This is a genomic window from Ruegeria arenilitoris, assembly GCF_013030985.1.
GTDB lineage: Bacteria > Pseudomonadota > Alphaproteobacteria > Rhodobacterales > Rhodobacteraceae > Ruegeria > Ruegeria arenilitoris_B.
Map to the genome: position 1 here is coordinate 162,157 of NZ_WPYP01000003.1, position 16,412 is coordinate 178,568.

Annotated in this window: 25 protein-coding genes; 11 read left to right on the forward strand and 14 right to left on the reverse strand. The window is 60.2% G+C overall.

The genetic code is table 11. The annotated features are described in order from the left end of the window. Nucleotides 1-48: 48 nt before the first annotated feature. From trmD to ffh, 10 genes are all read right to left on the reverse strand, one after another. Entirely contained in the window at nt 49-858 is an 810-nt protein-coding gene (trmD, locus tag GOX88_RS08705; RefSeq protein ID WP_170400777.1) for a tRNA (guanosine(37)-N1)-methyltransferase TrmD, read from the reverse strand. Then, the gene (locus GOX88_RS08710) at nt 855-1,670 is read right to left on the reverse strand and encodes a hypothetical protein (protein ID WP_170400778.1); all 816 of its coding nucleotides are present in this window, start codon (nt 1,668-1,670) and stop codon (nt 855-857) included. The genes trmD and GOX88_RS08710 overlap by 4 nt, the downstream gene beginning before the upstream one ends. Then, the gene (rimM, locus tag GOX88_RS08715) at nt 1,670-2,173 is read right to left on the reverse strand and encodes a ribosome maturation factor RimM (protein ID WP_170400779.1); all 504 of its coding nucleotides are present in this window, start codon (nt 2,171-2,173) and stop codon (nt 1,670-1,672) included. Before rimM ends, GOX88_RS08710 begins: the two co-directional genes overlap by 1 nt. Beyond that, nucleotides 2,166-2,315, reverse strand: coding sequence for a hypothetical protein (locus tag GOX88_RS08720; RefSeq protein WP_170400780.1), 150 nt, complete (start codon nt 2,313-2,315; stop codon nt 2,166-2,168). Before GOX88_RS08720 ends, rimM begins: the two co-directional genes overlap by 8 nt. 4 nt (nt 2,316-2,319) lie before the next feature. After that, on the reverse strand, nt 2,320-2,955 hold the full coding sequence (gene bluB, locus GOX88_RS08725; protein ID WP_170400781.1) for a 5,6-dimethylbenzimidazole synthase: 636 nt from the start codon (nt 2,953-2,955) through the stop codon (nt 2,320-2,322). Between the two features lie 12 nt (nt 2,956-2,967). Further along, nucleotides 2,968-3,357 carry a 30S ribosomal protein S16 gene (gene rpsP / locus GOX88_RS08730; protein ID WP_170400782.1) on the reverse strand — a complete coding sequence of 130 codons (390 nt, stop codon included), beginning with the start codon at nt 3,355-3,357 and terminating at the stop codon, nt 2,968-2,970. A gap of 71 nt (nt 3,358-3,428) precedes the next feature. After that, complete coding sequence (locus GOX88_RS08735; RefSeq protein WP_170400783.1) at nt 3,429-3,725, reverse strand: chorismate mutase; 297 nt, start codon at nt 3,723-3,725, stop codon at nt 3,429-3,431. Then, nucleotides 3,722-4,273, reverse strand: coding sequence for a GNAT family N-acetyltransferase (locus tag GOX88_RS08740; protein WP_170400784.1), 552 nt, complete (start codon nt 4,271-4,273; stop codon nt 3,722-3,724). The genes GOX88_RS08735 and GOX88_RS08740 overlap by 4 nt, the downstream gene beginning before the upstream one ends. Next, nucleotides 4,270-4,824, reverse strand: a complete 555-nt coding sequence (locus GOX88_RS08745) for a GNAT family N-acetyltransferase (protein WP_367647807.1) — start codon at nt 4,822-4,824, stop codon at nt 4,270-4,272. The genes GOX88_RS08740 and GOX88_RS08745 overlap by 4 nt, the downstream gene beginning before the upstream one ends. Next, on the reverse strand, nt 4,825-6,333 hold the full coding sequence (gene ffh / locus GOX88_RS08750; RefSeq protein WP_170400785.1) for a signal recognition particle protein: 1,509 nt from the start codon (nt 6,331-6,333) through the stop codon (nt 4,825-4,827). A 263-nt stretch (nt 6,334-6,596) separates the two neighbouring features. Between ffh and GOX88_RS08755 the strand changes: the two genes are divergently transcribed. Beyond that, a complete protein-coding gene (locus tag GOX88_RS08755) occupies nt 6,597-7,127 on the forward strand; it encodes a prolyl-tRNA synthetase associated domain-containing protein (protein WP_170400786.1) in 531 nt (176 codons plus the stop codon). Between the two features lie 76 nt (nt 7,128-7,203). Here the strand turns inward: GOX88_RS08755 and GOX88_RS08760 are convergent, their stop codons facing one another. Beyond that, nucleotides 7,204-7,785, reverse strand: a complete 582-nt coding sequence (locus tag GOX88_RS08760; RefSeq protein ID WP_170400787.1) for an FMN-dependent NADH-azoreductase — start codon at nt 7,783-7,785, stop codon at nt 7,204-7,206. Nucleotides 7,786-7,906: 121 nt separating this feature from the next. On the opposite strand from GOX88_RS08760, the gene GOX88_RS08765 reads away from it, so the two are divergent. From GOX88_RS08765 to GOX88_RS08780, 4 genes are all read left to right on the forward strand, one after another. Beyond that, nucleotides 7,907-8,785 carry a LysR family transcriptional regulator gene (locus GOX88_RS08765; protein ID WP_170400788.1) on the forward strand — a complete coding sequence of 293 codons (879 nt, stop codon included), beginning with the start codon at nt 7,907-7,909 and terminating at the stop codon, nt 8,783-8,785. Beyond that, entirely contained in the window at nt 8,782-9,693 is a 912-nt protein-coding gene (locus GOX88_RS08770; RefSeq protein WP_170400789.1) for a DMT family transporter, read from the forward strand. The genes GOX88_RS08765 and GOX88_RS08770 overlap by 4 nt, the downstream gene beginning before the upstream one ends. Before the next feature lie 62 nt (nt 9,694-9,755). Further along, a complete protein-coding gene (locus GOX88_RS08775; RefSeq protein ID WP_170400790.1) occupies nt 9,756-10,040 on the forward strand; it encodes a hypothetical protein in 285 nt (94 codons plus the stop codon). Between the two features lie 88 nt (nt 10,041-10,128). Further along, entirely contained in the window at nt 10,129-10,542 is a 414-nt protein-coding gene (locus tag GOX88_RS08780; RefSeq protein WP_170400791.1) for a universal stress protein, read from the forward strand. On the opposite strand, the gene GOX88_RS08785 is transcribed toward GOX88_RS08780, so the two are convergent. Continuing rightward, nucleotides 10,539-10,880 carry an ArsR/SmtB family transcription factor gene (locus GOX88_RS08785; RefSeq protein ID WP_170400958.1) on the reverse strand — a complete coding sequence of 114 codons (342 nt, stop codon included), beginning with the start codon at nt 10,878-10,880 and terminating at the stop codon, nt 10,539-10,541. The genes GOX88_RS08780 and GOX88_RS08785 overlap by 4 nt on opposite strands. A gap of 231 nt (nt 10,881-11,111) precedes the next feature. Here GOX88_RS08785 and GOX88_RS08790 point away from each other — a divergent pair, with 231 nt between their 5' ends. From GOX88_RS08790 to GOX88_RS08810, 5 genes are all read left to right on the forward strand, one after another. Next, nucleotides 11,112-11,444 carry an AtpZ/AtpI family protein gene (locus GOX88_RS08790; RefSeq protein ID WP_170400792.1) on the forward strand — a complete coding sequence of 111 codons (333 nt, stop codon included), beginning with the start codon at nt 11,112-11,114 and terminating at the stop codon, nt 11,442-11,444. Nucleotides 11,445-11,446: 2 nt separating this feature from the next. Beyond that, the gene (locus tag GOX88_RS08795; protein ID WP_170400793.1) at nt 11,447-12,205 is read left to right on the forward strand and encodes a F0F1 ATP synthase subunit A; all 759 of its coding nucleotides are present in this window, start codon (nt 11,447-11,449) and stop codon (nt 12,203-12,205) included. Nucleotides 12,206-12,253: 48 nt separating this feature from the next. Next, nucleotides 12,254-12,478, forward strand: a complete 225-nt coding sequence (locus tag GOX88_RS08800) for a F0F1 ATP synthase subunit C (RefSeq protein WP_005981269.1) — start codon at nt 12,254-12,256, stop codon at nt 12,476-12,478. An 86-nt stretch (nt 12,479-12,564) separates the two neighbouring features. Next, on the forward strand, nt 12,565-13,116 hold the full coding sequence (locus GOX88_RS08805) for a F0F1 ATP synthase subunit B' (RefSeq protein ID WP_170400794.1): 552 nt from the start codon (nt 12,565-12,567) through the stop codon (nt 13,114-13,116). Between the two features lie 5 nt (nt 13,117-13,121). Next, nucleotides 13,122-13,682: a F0F1 ATP synthase subunit B gene (locus GOX88_RS08810; RefSeq protein WP_170400795.1), complete on the forward strand. Its 561-nt coding sequence runs from the start codon at nt 13,122-13,124 to the stop codon at nt 13,680-13,682. Nucleotides 13,683-13,801: 119 nt separating this feature from the next. Here the strand turns inward: GOX88_RS08810 and GOX88_RS08815 are convergent, their stop codons facing one another. Together GOX88_RS08815 and GOX88_RS08820 are read right to left on the reverse strand one after the other, a co-directional pair. Beyond that, the gene (locus GOX88_RS08815; protein WP_170400796.1) at nt 13,802-14,290 is read right to left on the reverse strand and encodes a metal-dependent hydrolase; all 489 of its coding nucleotides are present in this window, start codon (nt 14,288-14,290) and stop codon (nt 13,802-13,804) included. Beyond that, the gene (locus GOX88_RS08820) at nt 14,290-15,060 is read right to left on the reverse strand and encodes an FCD domain-containing protein (protein WP_170400797.1); all 771 of its coding nucleotides are present in this window, start codon (nt 15,058-15,060) and stop codon (nt 14,290-14,292) included. Before GOX88_RS08820 ends, GOX88_RS08815 begins: the two co-directional genes overlap by 1 nt. A 150-nt stretch (nt 15,061-15,210) precedes the next feature. Here GOX88_RS08820 and GOX88_RS08825 point away from each other — a divergent pair, with 150 nt between their 5' ends. Further along, nucleotides 15,211-16,410, forward strand: a complete 1,200-nt coding sequence (locus GOX88_RS08825; protein WP_170400798.1) for a PLP-dependent aminotransferase family protein — start codon at nt 15,211-15,213, stop codon at nt 16,408-16,410. Nucleotides 16,411-16,412 lie beyond the last annotated feature (2 nt).

Genomic DNA, 16,412 nt, shown 5'->3' on the forward strand with positions numbered 1-16,412 from the left:
TGCGTGTCAATATCCAACACTTGCGGCATACAGGCCACACACCCGGTCTCAGTCCTGGCTTTCATCCCCAGAATCAACATAGCGCTCCCACAAATCGGGGCGCCGTTCCTGGGTGATCTTTTCCGACATCCCGTGCCGCCACTTGGCAATGCGCCCATGGTGGCCGGACATCAGGATATCCGGGATCGGACGGCCTTTCCATTCGGCAGGGCGGGTGTATTGCGGATGCTCCAGCAGGCCCGAGGAAAAGCTCTCCTCCTCGGCTGAGGCCTGATTGCCCAGAACGCCAGGGATCAGCCGCACCGTCGCGTCGATCAGGGCTTGCGCGGCGATCTCACCGCCGGTCATGACGAAATCACCCAAGCTGACTTCTTGCACGCCGTAATGCTCCAGCACGCGTTCATCGACACCTTCGAAACGGCCGCACAGCAGGGTCATGCCGTCGCAGCGTGCCAGGTTCTGCATCATGCGCTGGTCCATTCGACGACCACGGGGGCTGAGATAGATCAGCGGCCAGTTCCCGCGAATGCCTGCCATCGTATGTTCGATCGCCTCCCCCAGCACGTCGGCGCGCAGCACCATGCCCGCGCCGCCACCAGCGGGCGTGTCATCCACATTGCGGTGCTTGCCGATGCCGAATTGACGCAGATCGACGGTTTCCAGCTGCCACAGCCCCTCTTGCAGCGCTTTGCCGGTCAGACTTTCGCCCAGAACGCCGGGAAAGGCCGAGGGGAACAGGGTGATGATCTTGGCCTTCCAAACGCCATGCAGGTCCGGCGTGGGGGTCATCAACTCACGCGGTTTCAATGTCGGACGGATCGCTTTGCGACCGTGGGATTTACTGGGCTTGTCTGTCATGTCGTGCCGATCAGCGCGCCTTTCGCGCGTTCAATTATCGCTTTTTTCTGCTCGAGCAGAGCTGCCTCATCCAGACGCGAGCGGTTCAGGTCCAGCAACTCTGCCAGAATATCCTCGGGCAGGCGACTGTTGGCCTTGGAGGGCTGCACCAGCACCTTGGCCTTGTCGCGCGGCAGGTCCAGATACTCGGCAAACGGGGTGCCGGGGCCATAGCGGCGCAATTGCAGTTCTTCAAGCCATTCAGCCGTAACGGTGACCGAAGGCAGCCTTTCCCGGATCTGATCCACCGTGTCCTGTAAGGGCGGCAGGTGATCCAGATTCGATCGAAAGGCTTCAAAGTCGTGGACCTGGCGAATGCGCTCCAGATCATGCGCCCAAAGGCTGCGCAGCCAGCCACCGCGTTGGCGCAGAGACAGGTAGATCGTGATCTCGACCACTTGCCCGGAAAAGCGATGGCGGATGGCATCCACCAGACAGGCCGCAAGCTCGGGCGCGGCTGCATAGCCGTTTTCGGTATTGCGGCTGGGGCGCAACCCGGCAAAGTTTTCTTCGCTGACGATCAGGCCACGTTTGTCGCCAAAATCGATCGAGTCCAATAAACCGCGAACCTGTGTGCCAAATTCGGACAGCGTGCCGACGGTGCCATAGACCGAGTGGTTGGTGGCCGCCCGCGACAGGCCGGACTTGCGGGTGCGATACGGCAGCACCAGCGCGAAATGCGGCCAGATCAGTTCTCGATTTTCATAGAGGAAAGACTGTGCCGCCGTGGTTCCCGTCTTGTGCAGGCCCAGATGCAGCAGGATGCGGCGCATCAGATCAGCCCTTCGGGCGGATCGGCGATGATGCGACCCTTGTCCAGGTCAACGGTCGGTACGGCTTCAAGCGTAAAGGGCAGCAGCACGGTGGCTTTCAGACCCGGTCCGTGCAGCTCCAGCAGGTCGGCCGCGCCGTGGTTCTGCACCGATTTGACCCGGCCCAGCAGCGTGCCGCCGGTATCATAAACCTCAAGCCCGATCAGGTCGGTGTGATAGAATTCGTCATCCGGCAGGGACGGCAGCTGATCACGCCGGGCAAACAGGCGCAGGCCTTTCATCGCGTCGGCCTCTTCCTTGGTCTCGACCCCGCCCAGCCGCGCGGCAAACCCGTTCTTGATTGACCGGGTCAGGACCAGTGGATACCGCTGGGCGCCGGTCTCATCCGTCAGAGGAGAATACGCTTCGATATCTTCCGGGATCGCGCAATAGCTTTTCAGGCGCACTTCACCGCGCACACCATAAGAGCCCGCAATGCTGCCCACGCAGATCAGATCACTCATTTGGCTTGTCCACCGTCACACATAGCCCATCTTGCCAGTCACCCCGCGCGGCACAGGCCTCGCGCTGGTTACTACGTTCGAAAAACACGCCGACAATAAATGCGATCAGCAACAGGATGGGAAGACGTATCAGCCCGAACATCTGCCTATCGTACCTCGATCGGCAGTGTGTCGTAGCGGGATTCCCAGCCGACGCGTTCCAGCTCGGGCGTGTCCAATAGTTCTTCCGGCCAGCCGACGCAGAAATATCCGATCAGGTGCCAGCCATCCGGAACGTTCAGGTCACGGGTCATCTTGTCGGGGTCCAGAATGGACACCCAGCCCAGACCCAACCCGTGGGTGCGCAAGGCCAGCCAGAACAGCGTGATCGCCGAAACGACGGAATAGCGCCGCGCCTCGGGCATCGTTCCCGCGCCCAGACCTTGCCCCTTGTCAGTGGTATCGTCGCAGAACACGGCCAATTGCACCGGGGCTTCCTGCATCCCCGACAGCTTCAGACCGCTGTAGATTTGTGCTTTCTCACCGGAATATCCGGCCAGTGACTCGGCATTGGCAGCCTGGAAATTCTTGAGCGCCGTCGCTCGTGCGGCTTCGCTTTCGACGCGGATCACGCGCCAGGGTTCGCTCAGCCCCACCGAAGGGGCCAGGCGAAATGCGTCGAGGCAGCGCGTCAGCACTGCCTCGTCCACAGGATCGGTGCGGAACCGGCGCACATCGCGCCGGAGCCGCATCAACAGATCGAACTGCGTGCGAAAATCGTCGGTGAAAGTTTGATCCTGCACGCGCTCGCCTTCTTACTCTTCTGCGGTTGCTTCTTCTGCAGGTGCAGCAGCAGCTTCGGCAGCTTCAGCGGCCTTTGCAGCTTTTTCTTCCGCACGCTCCTGAGCTTTCTTGCCCGGGGTACCCTTGTTGGGGTTGTTGCGTTCGGTTTTCGCTTTGGTGCCAGCTGCTTCCAGCATACGTGCGATACGGTCGGTGGGCTGGGCGCCCTGATCCAGCCAGTACTGAACGCGCTCCATGTCCATTTTCACGCGCTCTTCGCTGTCTTTCGGCAGCAGCGGGTTGTAGGTGCCCAGTTTCTCGATGAAACGGCCGTCGCGGGGCATACGGCTGTCAGCAGCCACGATGCGGTAGAAGGGACGTTTTTTCGAGCCGCCGCGGGCGAGACGAATTTTCATTGCCATGGTGGTATCTCCTTTGGATGGCGTTTACCGGAGCAGTTCCGGTTATTCTTGGTATTCGTGGAAACGGAGGATTATTCCTGATGTTTCCGGTGGTGTCGGATGACTTCCTGAATGATGAAATTCAGGAAAGCCTTGGCGAAATCAGGGTCCAGATTGGCCTGTACTGCCAGGTCTTCTAACCGTGCGATCTGCGCAGCCTCGCGCGAGGGGTCGGACGGGGGAAGGTCGTGTTCGGCCTTGAGCTTGCCAACGGCCTGAGTGTGCTTGAACCGCTCGCCCAGTGTATAGACAAGGATCGCGTCCAGCCGGTCGATGCTTTCGCGATGCTCTTTCAACAGCGTGGCAGCCTGTGTCACGGGGTTGGTCATTGGCCGGTCCTTTCGGTGGTCAAAGCGGTGTCAGAAGTAACGAGTTTCGGGTGCCGCCAGACCTGACAGCGTTTGCCCACAACTTCGCCCTCGCGTTCATAGGTGGCGCCAAGGCGTTCAGCCAGCGCGCGCGAGCGGTCGTTTTCATGAGCGATGTATGAGATCGGGCCGTTCACCCCTTGGTGTTGGGCGGCATAGGCACGGGCGGCAGTCGCTGCCTCGAATGCAATTCCCTTACCTTCGAACCCTTCGAAGATAACCCAACCCAGTTCGGGTTCATCCCAGCCCGGCGCATTGATGATCCCGGTCCAGCCTGCAAATGTTCCGCTGGCCTTTTCGACGATGTGCCAGCCGCCGTACCCCATGATGGCCCAGTGCCCGAACCGGCCCAACAGGGACCGCCAAGCATCCAACGGCGACTTTGGGCCACCGACCATGCGGCTGCGGTCCGACGCGAAGAATTCGGTCATCGCGGGCAGGTCGCATTCTTGCGGCGCCCGCAGGATCAGGTTCTCGGTTTCTACGGTGGGGATGGTGTAAGAGGTCATGCGTAGGCCTCCATCCCGCCGTTCACCAGATCACCCGGGGCAGGGTGTCGCCAGACTTGCATCGTACCAAAGCCCGGGTGTTCGTAGGTGTAATCGAACTGTGCGCCCAGACGTTCGGCCACGGCCTTGCTGCCCAGATTGTCCGGATCGATCAGAGAGATCGCCGTTTCCCATCCAAGCACGTCATAGGCATGCGTTCGTGCGGCCAAGGCGGCCTCGGTCGCATAGCCCTTGCCGGTGGCGTTGTTCATCAGGGTCCAGCCGATCTCAGGCTCGGGCCAGCTATGCGGAAACCAGAGGCCGACGTGACCGACATAGCTGCCGGTGGCTTTTTCCTCGACGCCCCAGAATCCAAATCCGCGCATTGCCCAATGGCCCAGCAACATGGCGATGGCGCGCCATGTTTCGTCCGGACGCAAGGGGCCACCGACGAATTTCGAGGCGTCGGACGCGAAGAACTCCGCCTCGGCCTCGAAATCAGCCTCGGACGGCGCACGCATGATCAGGCGTTCCGTCTCAAGCCGGGGGATATGATGCACGAAAGAGGTCACTTACTTTTTCTTTCCGAACCCACTCAGACCCGGAGGCAAGCCCATGCCGCCGCCCATGCCGGGCAAACCGCCGGGCATCTTGCCGCCCATCGCCTTGGCCGCCTGTTCCAGCGCCTTGGGGTCCATACCTGCGGCCATCTCCTCGGGGCTGGGGCCGCCTTTGCCGAACATGCCCTTCATGGCCTGTTTCAGCATCTTGCCTTTGCCCATCTTGCCCATCTTCTTCATCATGTCCGACATCTGCCGGTGCATCTTAAGCAGCTTGTTGAGGTCGCTGACCTCCATCCCGGACCCAGCCGCGATGCGCTTCTTGCGGCTGGCTTGCAACAGCTGAGGGTTGGCGCGTTCGCGTTTGGTCATGGACTGGATCATGGCAATCTGGCGCTTGAGCACCTTGTCATCCATACCCGCCTCTTCGACCTGCTTTGCCATCTTGCCCATGCCGGGCATCATGCTCATCATGCCCTGCATGCCGCCCATCTGGATCATCTGTTCCAGCTGCATTTTCAGGTCGTTCATGTTGAACTGACCTTTGACCATGCGCTTCATCATGCGCTCGGTCTGTTCCATCTCCATCGTTTCCTGGGCCTTTTCGACCAGGGCCACGATGTCGCCCATGCCCAGAATACGACCGGCGATACGGTCCGGTTCGAAGGTTTCGAGCGCGTCCATCTTCTCGCCCAGACCGACAAAGCGGATCGGCTTGCCGGTAACCGCGCGCATCGACAGGGCCGCACCGCCGCGCCCGTCGCCGTCCATCCGAGTCAGAACCACGCCCGAGATGCCGACCTTGGCGTCGAACTCTTCAGCCACTTCAACGGCGACCTGACCGGTCAGGCCGTCGACCACCAGCAGGGTCTCGCGCGGGTCAACAGCGTTGCGGACCTGCTCGACCTCGTCCATCAGGACTTCGTCGATGTGCAGACGGCCCGCGGTATCCAGCATGTAGACGTCGTAGCCGCCCAGCGTCGCCTGTTGCTTGGCGCGCTTGGCGATATCGACGGGTTTCTGGCCGGGAACGATCGGCAGGGTGTCCACGCCGACCTGAGTGCCCAGAACCGCAAGCTGATCCATCGCCGCCGGGCGGTAGACGTCCAGCGAGGCCATCAGGACCTTCTTGCCCTCTTTCTCTTTCAGGCGTTTGGCGAGCTTACCGGTGGTGGTTGTCTTACCCGAACCCTGCAGACCGACCATCAGGATCGGGGCAGGCGGGTTGTCGATCTTCAGCTTGCCGGGGTCTTCCTCGCCGCGCAGGGTATCGACCAGCGCATCGTGCACGATCTTGACGACCTGCTGGCCGGGCGTGATCGACTTGGTGACGGCCTGACCGGTCGCCTGTTCCTGCACCTTCTTGACGAACTCACGCGCCACCGGCAGCGAAACGTCGGCCTCGAGCAGGGCGACGCGAACCTCGCGCAGGGCGGTCTTGACGTCTTCTTCGGACAGAGCACCCTGTTTGGTCAGCCGGTCAAAGACGCCGGAAAGGCGTTCGGATAGATTTTCAAACATGCCTTCGGCCTCCTTAGCCGGTTATCTGGTGGCACTTCCTAGGTAGGAAACACCGGTTAAATACACAATTGCCCCCACGGGCGAAACTCGCTGGTGGGGGGCGATCCCTGAACGACTCAAGGGACCGGAAGGATCGTCTCTTCCGGATGTTTGGCGGTTCATTATGTCCGTTTTCGCCCGTAGTCAAGCCGGACACGCCGGACAGGCCTTGAACCCGGCTGGCTTTGGCGGCATCAGCAAGGCAATATTATCAGGAGCCCACAATGGACGCATCATCCGCCTTTCAGGACACACTGCCGCTCAGCTCGGATGCGCTGTTGGCGCAGCTGGACGAGTGGGGGCTGACCTATCGCCTGCACACCCATGTACCGCTGCGCACGGTCGAGGATTCGAAGTCGGTCGAAGATCAGTTCATGGTGCCGGGTGAAAACGCTTTGCGCCTGAAGAACCTGTACCTGCGGGACAAGAAAAAGCGGAACTATCTGGTGACGCTGGAGCAAAGCCGCGAGATTGACCTCAAGGCGCTGGGGGCGGAGCTGGGTGTGGGCAACCTGTCATTCGGCTCGGCGGATCGGTTGTTGCAAAACCTTGGTATTCGGCCCGGAGCGGTCAGCCCGCTGGCGATGATCAACGGGGTTCAGAACAACGTGCGGTTCTTCATGGACGGCGCGGCGCAGCAGGCCGATGTCATTTACATGCACCCGCTGGTCAATGATCGCACCGTCGCGGTTTCACGGACCGATCTGATGGCGTTCTTCGACCGGATCGGTTGTGAGGTGACCTGGCTGCCCTGAACCTAAGCCATAGAACAAGTGCGCCCAGCCATTGCAAAGACAGGCCGGGCGCGGAGGGTGCTTATGGTGCAGGTGATCAGGCTGCCAGTTCCAAAACGGCTTTCTGCGCCTTGGCCAGCGTTGTTTCAGCGTCCAGAGCCATCTGGTCTGCGGCAACAACATCCACGTCGTGAATGCCGATAAAGCCCAGCACATGTTTGGCATAGTTGGTGGCGAAATCGACCTCGGACCCGACAGGAACACCACCCGACGCAATGGCGAGAACTGCACGTTTGCCCTCCAGCAGGCCCTTAGGGCCGTTCTCGGTGTAGCTAAAGGTCAGACCGGCGCGGGCCACCAGATCGATCCAGGCTTTGAACGCGGCAGGCACCGAGAAGTTATAGATCGGCAGACCGACGACGATAGTGTCGGCCTCTTGCAGTTCGTTCACCAGCGTTTCCGACAGCGCCAGCTGATCACGTTGGGTCTCATCCCGCTGATCGGCGGGGGTGAAGTTGGCGTTGATCCAGTCTTCGGTCAGCAAGGGCAGGGGGCTGGCCAGATCACGGCGGATGATGCGCGCGGCACCCAGATGCTTGACGATGCGGTCGGACAGGTCACGGGTCGCTGACCCATCGCGGCGGGCTGAGGCGTCGATATGCAGGATGGTCTTGGTCATTTCACTTGATCCTTTTTGGATAGGGAATTCTCGTCTGCGCTCAATATGGATGTTGCGTGGGTGAACAAAACTCGGATACATCAACAGTTGATGTTGGAAATTGCACAGTAGTGGTGATGCCGTGGACAATTGGGACGAAGTGAGAACCGCCTATCAGGTGGCCCGCATGGGCACCGTCAGCGGCGCGGCCGAAGTGTTAGGCGTTCACCACGCAACGGTGATCCGCCACATCGACGCGATTGAGGCGCGGTTGGGAACCAAGCTGTTCCAGCGCCACGCCCGCGGCTATACCCCCACCGAGGCCGGAAATGACCTGCTGCGCGTGGCACAGGCCACCGAGGACCAGTTCAACCAACTGGTCGGGCGGATGAAGGGGCGTGGCGATGATGTCTCGGGTGAGCTGGTCGTGACGTCTCTGTCCTCACTGGCGCCGCTGGTGGTACCGGTGCTCAGCGAGTTTCAGCGTCTGCATCCGGGTCTGATCGTGCGCTACCTGACCGGAGACCGCCTGTTCCGCCTGGAATATGGCGAGGCACACGTGGCTATTCGTGCAGGGTCGGCCCCGGACCAGCCGGACAATGTGGTGCAGCCCTTTGTCACCCAGGAAATCGGCCTGTTTGCCAGCAAGGGCTATGTGAAGCGCCACGGTAAGCCCGCTGGCGTAGAGGATTTCGTCAACCACTACTTCGTCAGCACCGACGACGAAAACAGCCGCGCTCCGTTTTCCCGGTGGTTGCGTGCGACGGTTCCCGCCGAAAACATCACCTTTCGCTGCACCAACAACTTCTGCATCAGCGAGGCGGTTCTGTCCGGTGCCGGGATCGGGTTCATCTCCCGATGGGAAGCAAGCCGGGACCCCGATCTGATCGAGGTGATCGATCCGCTGCCGGAATGGTTCGGCAACCTTTGGCTGGTGACCCATGTGGATCTGCACCGCACAACCAAGGTTCAAAGCTTTCTGACATTCCTGAAAGAACGATCCAAAGGCTGGCTGGCGTGAGCCCTCAGGCACAGGGCCATCTGGCCATGCTTGTTTTTTCGGCCTTGGTGGCGGGCAGCTTTTCGCTGGGCTCGCTGGTTGCCAACCAGATCGCACCCGAGGCCCTTACGGCGGTGCGCTTTCTGATCGCCTCGGTCGTGATTGGTGTTACGGCGCTGATGACCACTGGCCTGCCACGTAACGCAGCACAAGCGCCGTGGCGCTATCTGGTGCTGGGTGGTTTGTTTGCCGCTTACTTTGTTCTGATGTTCCACGGCCTGAAAACCGCACCACCGGTCAGTGCAGCGGCCGTGTTCACATTGACCCCGGTGATGTCGGCGATGGCGGGCTGGGTGTTGCTGAGGCAGATCACGACGCCTCGGATGGCCTTGGCGTTGACCGTGGGGGCGGTGGGGGCGCTCTGGGTTATTTTCCGCGCGGACTGGCAGGCATTCACCGCGTTTCAGATCGGCGGCGGTGAGATTATCTATTTCTGGGGCTGTATCGCACACGCGATCTACACACCGATGGTGCGCAAGCTGAACAGGGGCGAACCGGCGGTGGTGTTCAGTTTTGGCACTATGGTTGCGGGCTGTATTTTGCTCACGCTCTACGGCTGGTCCGACATCCGCGCGACCGATTGGGTCAATTTGCCTCTGATCGTCTGGGTGGGGCTGCTGTACCTGTCGATCTTTGCCACCGCTGTCAGCTTTGTCCTGGTGCAGTTTGCGACGTTGCGGCTGCCCTCGGCCAAGGTGATGGCCTATACCTACCTGACCCCCAGCTGGGTGATCCTGTGGGAGATTGGGCTGGGTCAGCAACCGCCTCCGCTGTTGGTTGTTGTGGGTGCAATCCTGACCGTCGTGGCGCTTGTGCTGCTGCTGAAAACCGAAGAGCAGCGCCGCACAACGAACCCGGTGCCTGAATAAAGCTTGCCTTCCCCTCAAATTGTGCCAGCGTCGGATAGGTACAGGCTACATACGGGCACGAGATGACGAAACCAGCATTCTTTCTGATCGCGGCGGCAGGATTGGCTGCCTGTACTCAACCCGGACCGAGCACCGCAGTTTCGGAGGCAGATCTGCAAGGCAGTTGCGAGGCGCTAGTCTCAGCCGAAACCGGGGTGCGGCCCGAGGACGTTTCTGCGGTTTCCACCAAGACCGAGCCTACGGGGTCAGTAACGACGGTGTCTGTTGTTGGCGCGCAGGCGCCGTGGTTGTGTCTGGCGGACCCGTTCGGCGTCATCACCGGCGTTGAATACAGTCAGGAAGGATAGCCGGCATTTGGCGCAGGCCGCCCGTTGAGGCAGATCAAGGTCGATACATGCGAATATCCCTACGCTTGAGGGCAAGGAGGAATTCGCCATGTACACTCACATCATGTTCCCTGTTGACCTGCATCTTCCGCCAGAGGTTCGCAAAGCGGCCGATGTTGCGGCCGAGGTTGCCAAGTGGCAGGGCGCCAAGATCACTATTGTCAGCGTGACGGGCACCCAACCCGGTGATCCGGTTCAGACGGATGCCGCAATCAACGACAACCTGCGGGCCTTCGCTGAACAGCTTGCCACGAACAGCGGGACGGAAGTCGCATACCTCAATATCCACTCGGTCGATGTCGCGGCCGAGGTTGATGGCGACCTGGCCCGCGCTGCCGAGGAAATCGGAGCCGACCTGATCGTCGTGGGAACCCATGCGCCAAGGATCACCGACTATATCTTTTCAAGCCACGCTGGGTATCTGGCTAATCATGCGAAAGTATCGGTTTTCGTCGTGCGCTAGACTTGGGGATCGTCGGCTGCGGGCAGTTCGGCTTCAAGAAACCGCTCGAATGCGTCCAGATTGACCGGTTCGAACTGCCCGAACCCCTGCATCCACACCGACGCCGCACGCAAGGCGTCGGGTTCCAGCTTGCACCATTTCACCCGGCCGCGCTTTTCCTGACTGATCAGCCCCGCCTTGGTCAGGATGACCAGATGTTTCGAGATCGCGGCCAGCGACATCTCGAACGGTTCGGCCACGTCGGTGACGGCCATGTCATCCTCAAGCAGCATCGCCAGTATGGCGCGGCGAGTGGGGTCGGCTAGGGCCGCGAATACGGTGTCGAGATCATTGGACATGCCTCCGCTGAACCACAGCGCCCGGGTTTGGTCAACCATTTGGTTGAATATATGGATTCAATGCATTTGAACGGAACAGAAAGGGCCAGGCAGTTTTGAATTGCGAAGCGTTGGGTGAAAAATCATTTTAAAACAATTAATTAAGCTGCGGCAATTAGGGCCTTCAACGTCGTTGACTCTGCGCCCTTCGCCCCTTAGCACCGTGCCCAAGACTGAGCGAGGACAACGCCCGTGACAGATGATGACCAAAAGCAGCGTATGGCGCAGCTGGAGGCCAAGATCGAGGCGGCGAAAAAGGCCAAGGCGCCGAAGCCTCGCGCAGACGCTGACGTCTCGGGCGGCGAGCTTGCCTGGCGGATGGTCATCGAAATGGTATCCGGTCTGGGGATCGGATTTGGCATCGGATACGGGCTGGACAGCCTGCTCGGGACGATCCCGATCTTTCTGGTGCTGTTCACATTGCTGGGCCTTGTCGCGGGCGTGAAGGTTATGCTCCGCAGCGCGAAAGAGGCTCAAGAGAAACAAACGGCGGCAAACGCGGCCGAGAAGGACGAGAGGGACTGAACGTGGCAACTGAGACCACCGCAGCAGAAGGCAGCAGCCTGGTATTCCACCCCATGGACCAGTTCATCGTTAAGCCGCTGTTTGGCGACGGAGCGGTCGGCATGTTCACGGTCACCAACGTGACCCTGTGGCTGTTCTTTGCGGTTCTGGCTGTGGCTGCTCTGCTGGTTCTGCCCACGTCCAAGCGCGCGATCGTACCCACCCGGATGCAGTCGATCGCGGAACTGACCTACGGCTTCATCTACAAGATGCTGGAAGACATCTGCGGTAAGGAAGGCGTCAAGTTCTTCCCCTATGTCATGACCCTGTTCATGTTCATCGTCAGCGCGAACTTCCTGGGTCTGATCCCGACCTCGTTCACTACCACGTCGCATTTCGCGGTCACCATCCCGCTGGCGCTGGCTGTGTTCCTGACCGTGACCATTCTGGGTTTCGTCAAGAACGGTGCCGCATTCCTGGGTCTGTTCTGGGTCTCCAGCGCGCCGCTGGCGCTGCGCCCGATCCTGGCGATCATCGAGCTGATCTCGTACTTTGTACGTCCGGTCAGCCACTCCATTCGTCTTGCCGGTAACGTCATGGCTGGCCACGCGGTTATCAAGGTTTTCGCGGGCTTCGCCGCAGTTGCCGTGATCTCGCCCGTATCCGTTCTGGCGATCACCGCAATGTACGGCCTCGAGGTCCTGGTGGCCTTTATCCAGGCCTACGTATTCACCATTCTGACCTGTGTTTATCTGAAAGATGCGCTGCATCCTTCGCACTAAGGTCCGATACCCCAACATCGAAACTTCCAATTCGTAAGGAGATACATCATGGAAGGCGATCTCGCACACATCGGCGCAGGCCTGGCAGCAATCGGTTCCGGCGCAGCCGCAATCGGGGTGGGCAACGTTGCAGGCAACTTCCTGGCCGGCGCTCTGCGCAACCCTTCGGCGGCTGCTTCGCAGACCGCAACCCTCTTCATCGGTATCGCATTCGCAGAAGCGCTGGGCATCTTTGCATTCCTGGTCTCACTGCTGCTGATGTTCGCCGTCTAATCTGCGGAACCTGATCCTTACGCGCAGGTGGGCCCAAGCCATAGCGGCCCACCTGTTGTAAAGACAACGTTCCGACGGAGGACATCATGGCGACTGAACCCATTAGCGAAGAAGTAGTTGGCTCGTGCGTCGACACGCATGGCTCTGCCATCGGGATGCCGCAGCTCTGCTTCGATTGGTTCCCCAACCAGATTTTCTGGCTGGTCATCACGCTGGTCGTCATCTTTCTGGTCCTGTCTCGCGTGGCTCTGCCCCGCATCGCGGCAATCCTGGCTGAACGTCAGGGGACCATTACAAATGACCTGGCTGCGGCCGAAGATCTGAAGGCCAAGGCGGTCGAGGCCGAAGAGGCCTACAACAAGGCGCTGGCCGATGCCCGTGCCGAAGCGCAGCGTATCGCTGCCGAAGCCCGTGCTGAAATCCAGGCTGGTCTGGATGACGCGATTGCCAAGGCGGACGCGGAAATCGCTGCAAAGGCGGCTGAATCGGAAAAGGCAATTGCCGAAATCCGTGCCGGTGCGCTGGAAAGCATTCAAGTGGTTGCCAAGGACACGGCGGCTGAACTGGTTACCGCACTGGGCGGCGAGGCGGATGCCTCTGCCATCGACAGTGCAGTTGACACGCAGATGAAAGGATAAGTGACATGCGGAACACTCTTGCCCTTATCCTGACCGTCGGCGCAGCCAGCCCGGCATTTGCCGCAAGCGGCCCGTTCTTCTCGCTTGGCAACACCGACTTTGTGGTCCTTCTGGGCTTCATCGTTTTCATCGCGGTCCTGTTCTACTTCAAGGTCCCGGGCTTGATCGGTGGTGCGCTGGACAACCGTGCCGCTGGCATCAAGTCCGAACTGGACGAAGCCCGCGCCCTGCATGAAGAAGCGCGCAGCCTGCTGGCCTCGTACGAGCGCAAGCAGCGTGAAGTGCAGACGCAGGCGGATGCCATCGTGGCTGCTGCGAAAGACGACGCCGCTCTGGCTGCTGAACAGGCCAAGGCCGATCTGGAAAAATCCATCGCACGCCGTCTGGCCGCTGCGCAGGACCAGATCGCATCGGCGGAAGCGTCGGCTGTGAAGGACGTCCGCGATCAGGCCATCACCGTTGCTGTTTCTGCAGCAAACGCGGTTCTGGCCAAGCAGATGACGGCGACACAGGCGAACAAGCTGATCGACGCGGCGATTGCCGATGTAGGCGAAAAGCTGCACTAAGCTTTGCCCAGTATGAACATTGTGCGACCCGGTAGTTTTCTGCCGGGTCTGCCGTTTTCAGGGGCGGGTTTTTTGCCCGGAGCGACACTCGGGTAGCAGCGCTATGCCCAAAGCTGATCCTAGCCGGTGCGGACCGACCTGTTTCTGCCAGCAAAAAACACGATTGCGGCCAGCACGGTGACCCCGATCTCAACCATAAACGTCCAGTGGTTGAGAAAGGAGAGGACCCAGTGCGAATGCGTGGCTTCGACGGTCACGAGAGGGTGGGAAAAGTCCGAAAGCGGCCAAAGCCAAGTGATTTCACCGACGATGGAATCCAGCGCCATATGGACCAGCCCACCGGCCCCAAAAAAGGTCACGACACGCCCCGCTTGCGGCTGGCTCAACCCGATGACAAACCCCAGCAATACGATACCTGCCCACAAAACCGGGCGATGTGTAAAGTATGCGTGATGATGATGTGCCCGGTCGTCGACCAGATAGAACCATAGCATGTCCAGATCCGGTGCGATCGCGCCGAGCATCGCCGCGGCGAAAATCGTTTTCCCGACATTTGGCGTGGCGGCCCGAAAGACCAGATAAGCCCCCGGTAAATGCCCGATGAACATCAGGTCTGACCTGTCTCGTGCTGCAGCCGCTGCTGCGCGATGGCTTCGTTGCGCTGGGCTTTCTGATGGTCTTCCATACATCTCTGGACAAAGCTGAGATGTTTGTGAACCGCATCGCGCGCGCCTTCCGGGTCCCGGGCTTGCAGGGCGGTGTTGATTGCGCGGTGCTGGTCCAGAATAGCCCCGCGGGTGGTTTGCTGCTGGAACATGATCTGACGGTTGTAGAACACGCCCTGTTGCAGCAACTCGTACATCGACCGCATCATGTGCAGCATCACCACGTTATGGCTCGCTTCGATGATGGCCATGTGAAACTGGGCGTCCAACTGCGCCTCATCCTCGGACGCGTTGCGCTCATGGGCGGCCTGCATCTTGTTAAAGATCGCCTGCACGACCTTCAGATCGCTGTCCGATCCAAGCCGCGCGGCTCGTTCCGCTGCCAGACCTTCAAGATCTTTGCGGAAGGAGAGATAATCGAACACTGCCTCTTCGTGACTTCCGAACAACCGGACAAGTGCGGGGGAAAAGGCCGAACCCAAAACTTCGGCCACATAGATGCCTGATCCGGCCTTGGCGGTCAGCAGCCCCTGATCCTGCAGGTTCGAGATCGCCTCGCGCAGCGAAGGCCGGGACACGCCCAGCCGGTCTGCCAGCTCACGTTCAGCCGGAAGCCGTTCACCCGGCCGCAGGATGCCGCGCAGGATCAGCATCTCGATCTGTTTTACCACTGCGAGGGACAGCTTTTCGGGCTGGATTTTCTGAAAGGGCATGTGGATGTTCCGAAATTGGTCAAATCATATGACCACGTATAAGGGGTTGATTCAAGGAAAGCCGATCACCTGTTTTGTTACAATAGGTCAGAACTATTGACTTTAATGACGTGACACCTACGCTGCCCTAAATCCAGGCGGAGGAGACCGATGTTGACGAAAGATCTGTTTGCCACGCGAGCGTCCCGGATGAAGGCGTCCGAGATTCGCGAATTGCTCAAGCTGTTAGACCAGCCGGGGATCATTTCTTTTGCTGGCGGTATTCCCGATCCGGCGCTGTTTCCGACGGATGGTTTTGCGATGGCGTTCCAGAATGCGTTGGGTCCGGAAAGCCAGGCGCAGGCACTGCAATACTCCGTCAGCGAAGGCTATGTGCCGCTGCGCGAATGGCTGGTCGATCACATGCGTCAGATCGGTATCGAGTGCGGGCTGGACAACATCCTGATCACCTCGGGCTCGCAGCAGGCGCTGGACTATCTGGGCAAGCTCTACATATCGCCGGGTGACACGGCTCTGGTTGGGTGGCCCACCTATCTGGGTGCACTGGCGGCCTTCAACGCCTATGAGCCGCGTTTTGGTCGGCTTAGCATCAACGGCAATCGCGGCGCTGCGGAATACAGGGCGGCGGCGGGCGAGGGGGCGGTGAAGTTCGCCTATCTCTCGCCGGATTTCGCCAACCCGACCGGAGAGACCGTGGACCTGCGTGGTCGCGAAGCCCTGCTGGATCTGGCCGAGGACCTGAACTGTGCCATCATCGAAGACGGTGCCTACCAGGCCTTGCGCTTTGACGGAGAGGCAATCCCGCCGGTTCTGGCGCTGGAACTGGCGCGCAAGGGGGCGATTGAAACCTGCAGGACGATCTATTGCGGCAGTTTCTCGAAGACCTTGTCTCCGGGGTTGCGGGTTGGATGGGTCGTCGCGGCCAAACCGGTGATCTCGCAACTGGTGCTGATGAAACAGGCTGCCGATCTTCATTCGGCGACGATCAATCAGATGGCCATCAATGACGTGGCGCGGGCCTGCTTTGACACTCATATCCCGATGCTGCGCCGCGTCTACGGTGCGCGTCGTGACGCCATGTTGGACGCGTTGCATCAGCACATGCCGGACGGGGTTGAGTGGACCAAGCCCGAAGGCGGCATGTTCATCTGGGTGACGCTTCCTAAGGGCATGGTCGGGGCTGACCTGCTGGCGCGGGCGCTTGAGACGGTCAAGGTCGCTTTTGTCCCCGGTCAGGCGTTCTTTCCGGACGGGTCCGGGGCCAACACGATCCGGTTGAGCTTCTCGAACTCGGATGAGGACACGATCCGCGAGGGCATCCGAAGGCTGGGGGATGCGCTGCGCGCCTGAAT

Coding starts and splice junctions, on each gene's coding strand:
- GOX88_RS08800 (WP_005981269.1), top strand. CDS start 12,254: ATGGAAGGCGATCTCGCACACATCGGCGCAGGCCTGGCAGCAATCGGT.
- rpsP (WP_170400782.1), bottom strand. CDS start 3,357: ATGGCAATGAAAATTCGTCTCGCCCGCGGCGGCTCGAAAAAACGTCCC.
- GOX88_RS08805 (WP_170400794.1), top strand. CDS start 12,565: ATGGCGACTGAACCCATTAGCGAAGAAGTAGTTGGCTCGTGCGTCGAC.
- trmD (WP_170400777.1), bottom strand. CDS start 858: ATGACAGACAAGCCCAGTAAATCCCACGGTCGCAAAGCGATCCGTCCG.
- GOX88_RS08740 (WP_170400784.1), bottom strand. CDS start 4,273: ATGACCTCTTACACCATCCCCACCGTAGAAACCGAGAACCTGATCCTG.
- GOX88_RS08785 (WP_170400958.1), bottom strand. CDS start 10,880: ATGTCCAATGATCTCGACACCGTATTCGCGGCCCTAGCCGACCCCACT.
- GOX88_RS08760 (WP_170400787.1), bottom strand. CDS start 7,785: ATGACCAAGACCATCCTGCATATCGACGCCTCAGCCCGCCGCGATGGG.
- GOX88_RS08710 (WP_170400778.1), bottom strand. CDS start 1,670: ATGCGCCGCATCCTGCTGCATCTGGGCCTGCACAAGACGGGAACCACG.
- GOX88_RS08815 (WP_170400796.1), bottom strand. CDS start 14,290: ATGTTCATCGGGCATTTACCGGGGGCTTATCTGGTCTTTCGGGCCGCC.
- GOX88_RS08755 (WP_170400786.1), top strand. CDS start 6,597: ATGGACGCATCATCCGCCTTTCAGGACACACTGCCGCTCAGCTCGGAT.
- GOX88_RS08780 (WP_170400791.1), top strand. CDS start 10,129: ATGTACACTCACATCATGTTCCCTGTTGACCTGCATCTTCCGCCAGAG.
- GOX88_RS08775 (WP_170400790.1), top strand. CDS start 9,756: ATGACGAAACCAGCATTCTTTCTGATCGCGGCGGCAGGATTGGCTGCC.
- GOX88_RS08825 (WP_170400798.1), top strand. CDS start 15,211: ATGTTGACGAAAGATCTGTTTGCCACGCGAGCGTCCCGGATGAAGGCG.
- GOX88_RS08810 (WP_170400795.1), top strand. CDS start 13,122: ATGCGGAACACTCTTGCCCTTATCCTGACCGTCGGCGCAGCCAGCCCG.
- rimM (WP_170400779.1), bottom strand. CDS start 2,173: ATGAGTGATCTGATCTGCGTGGGCAGCATTGCGGGCTCTTATGGTGTG.
- GOX88_RS08735 (WP_170400783.1), bottom strand. CDS start 3,725: ATGACCAACCCCGTGACACAGGCTGCCACGCTGTTGAAAGAGCATCGC.
- GOX88_RS08720 (WP_170400780.1), bottom strand. CDS start 2,315: ATGTTCGGGCTGATACGTCTTCCCATCCTGTTGCTGATCGCATTTATT.
- GOX88_RS08820 (WP_170400797.1), bottom strand. CDS start 15,060: ATGCCCTTTCAGAAAATCCAGCCCGAAAAGCTGTCCCTCGCAGTGGTA.
- ffh (WP_170400785.1), bottom strand. CDS start 6,333: ATGTTTGAAAATCTATCCGAACGCCTTTCCGGCGTCTTTGACCGGCTG.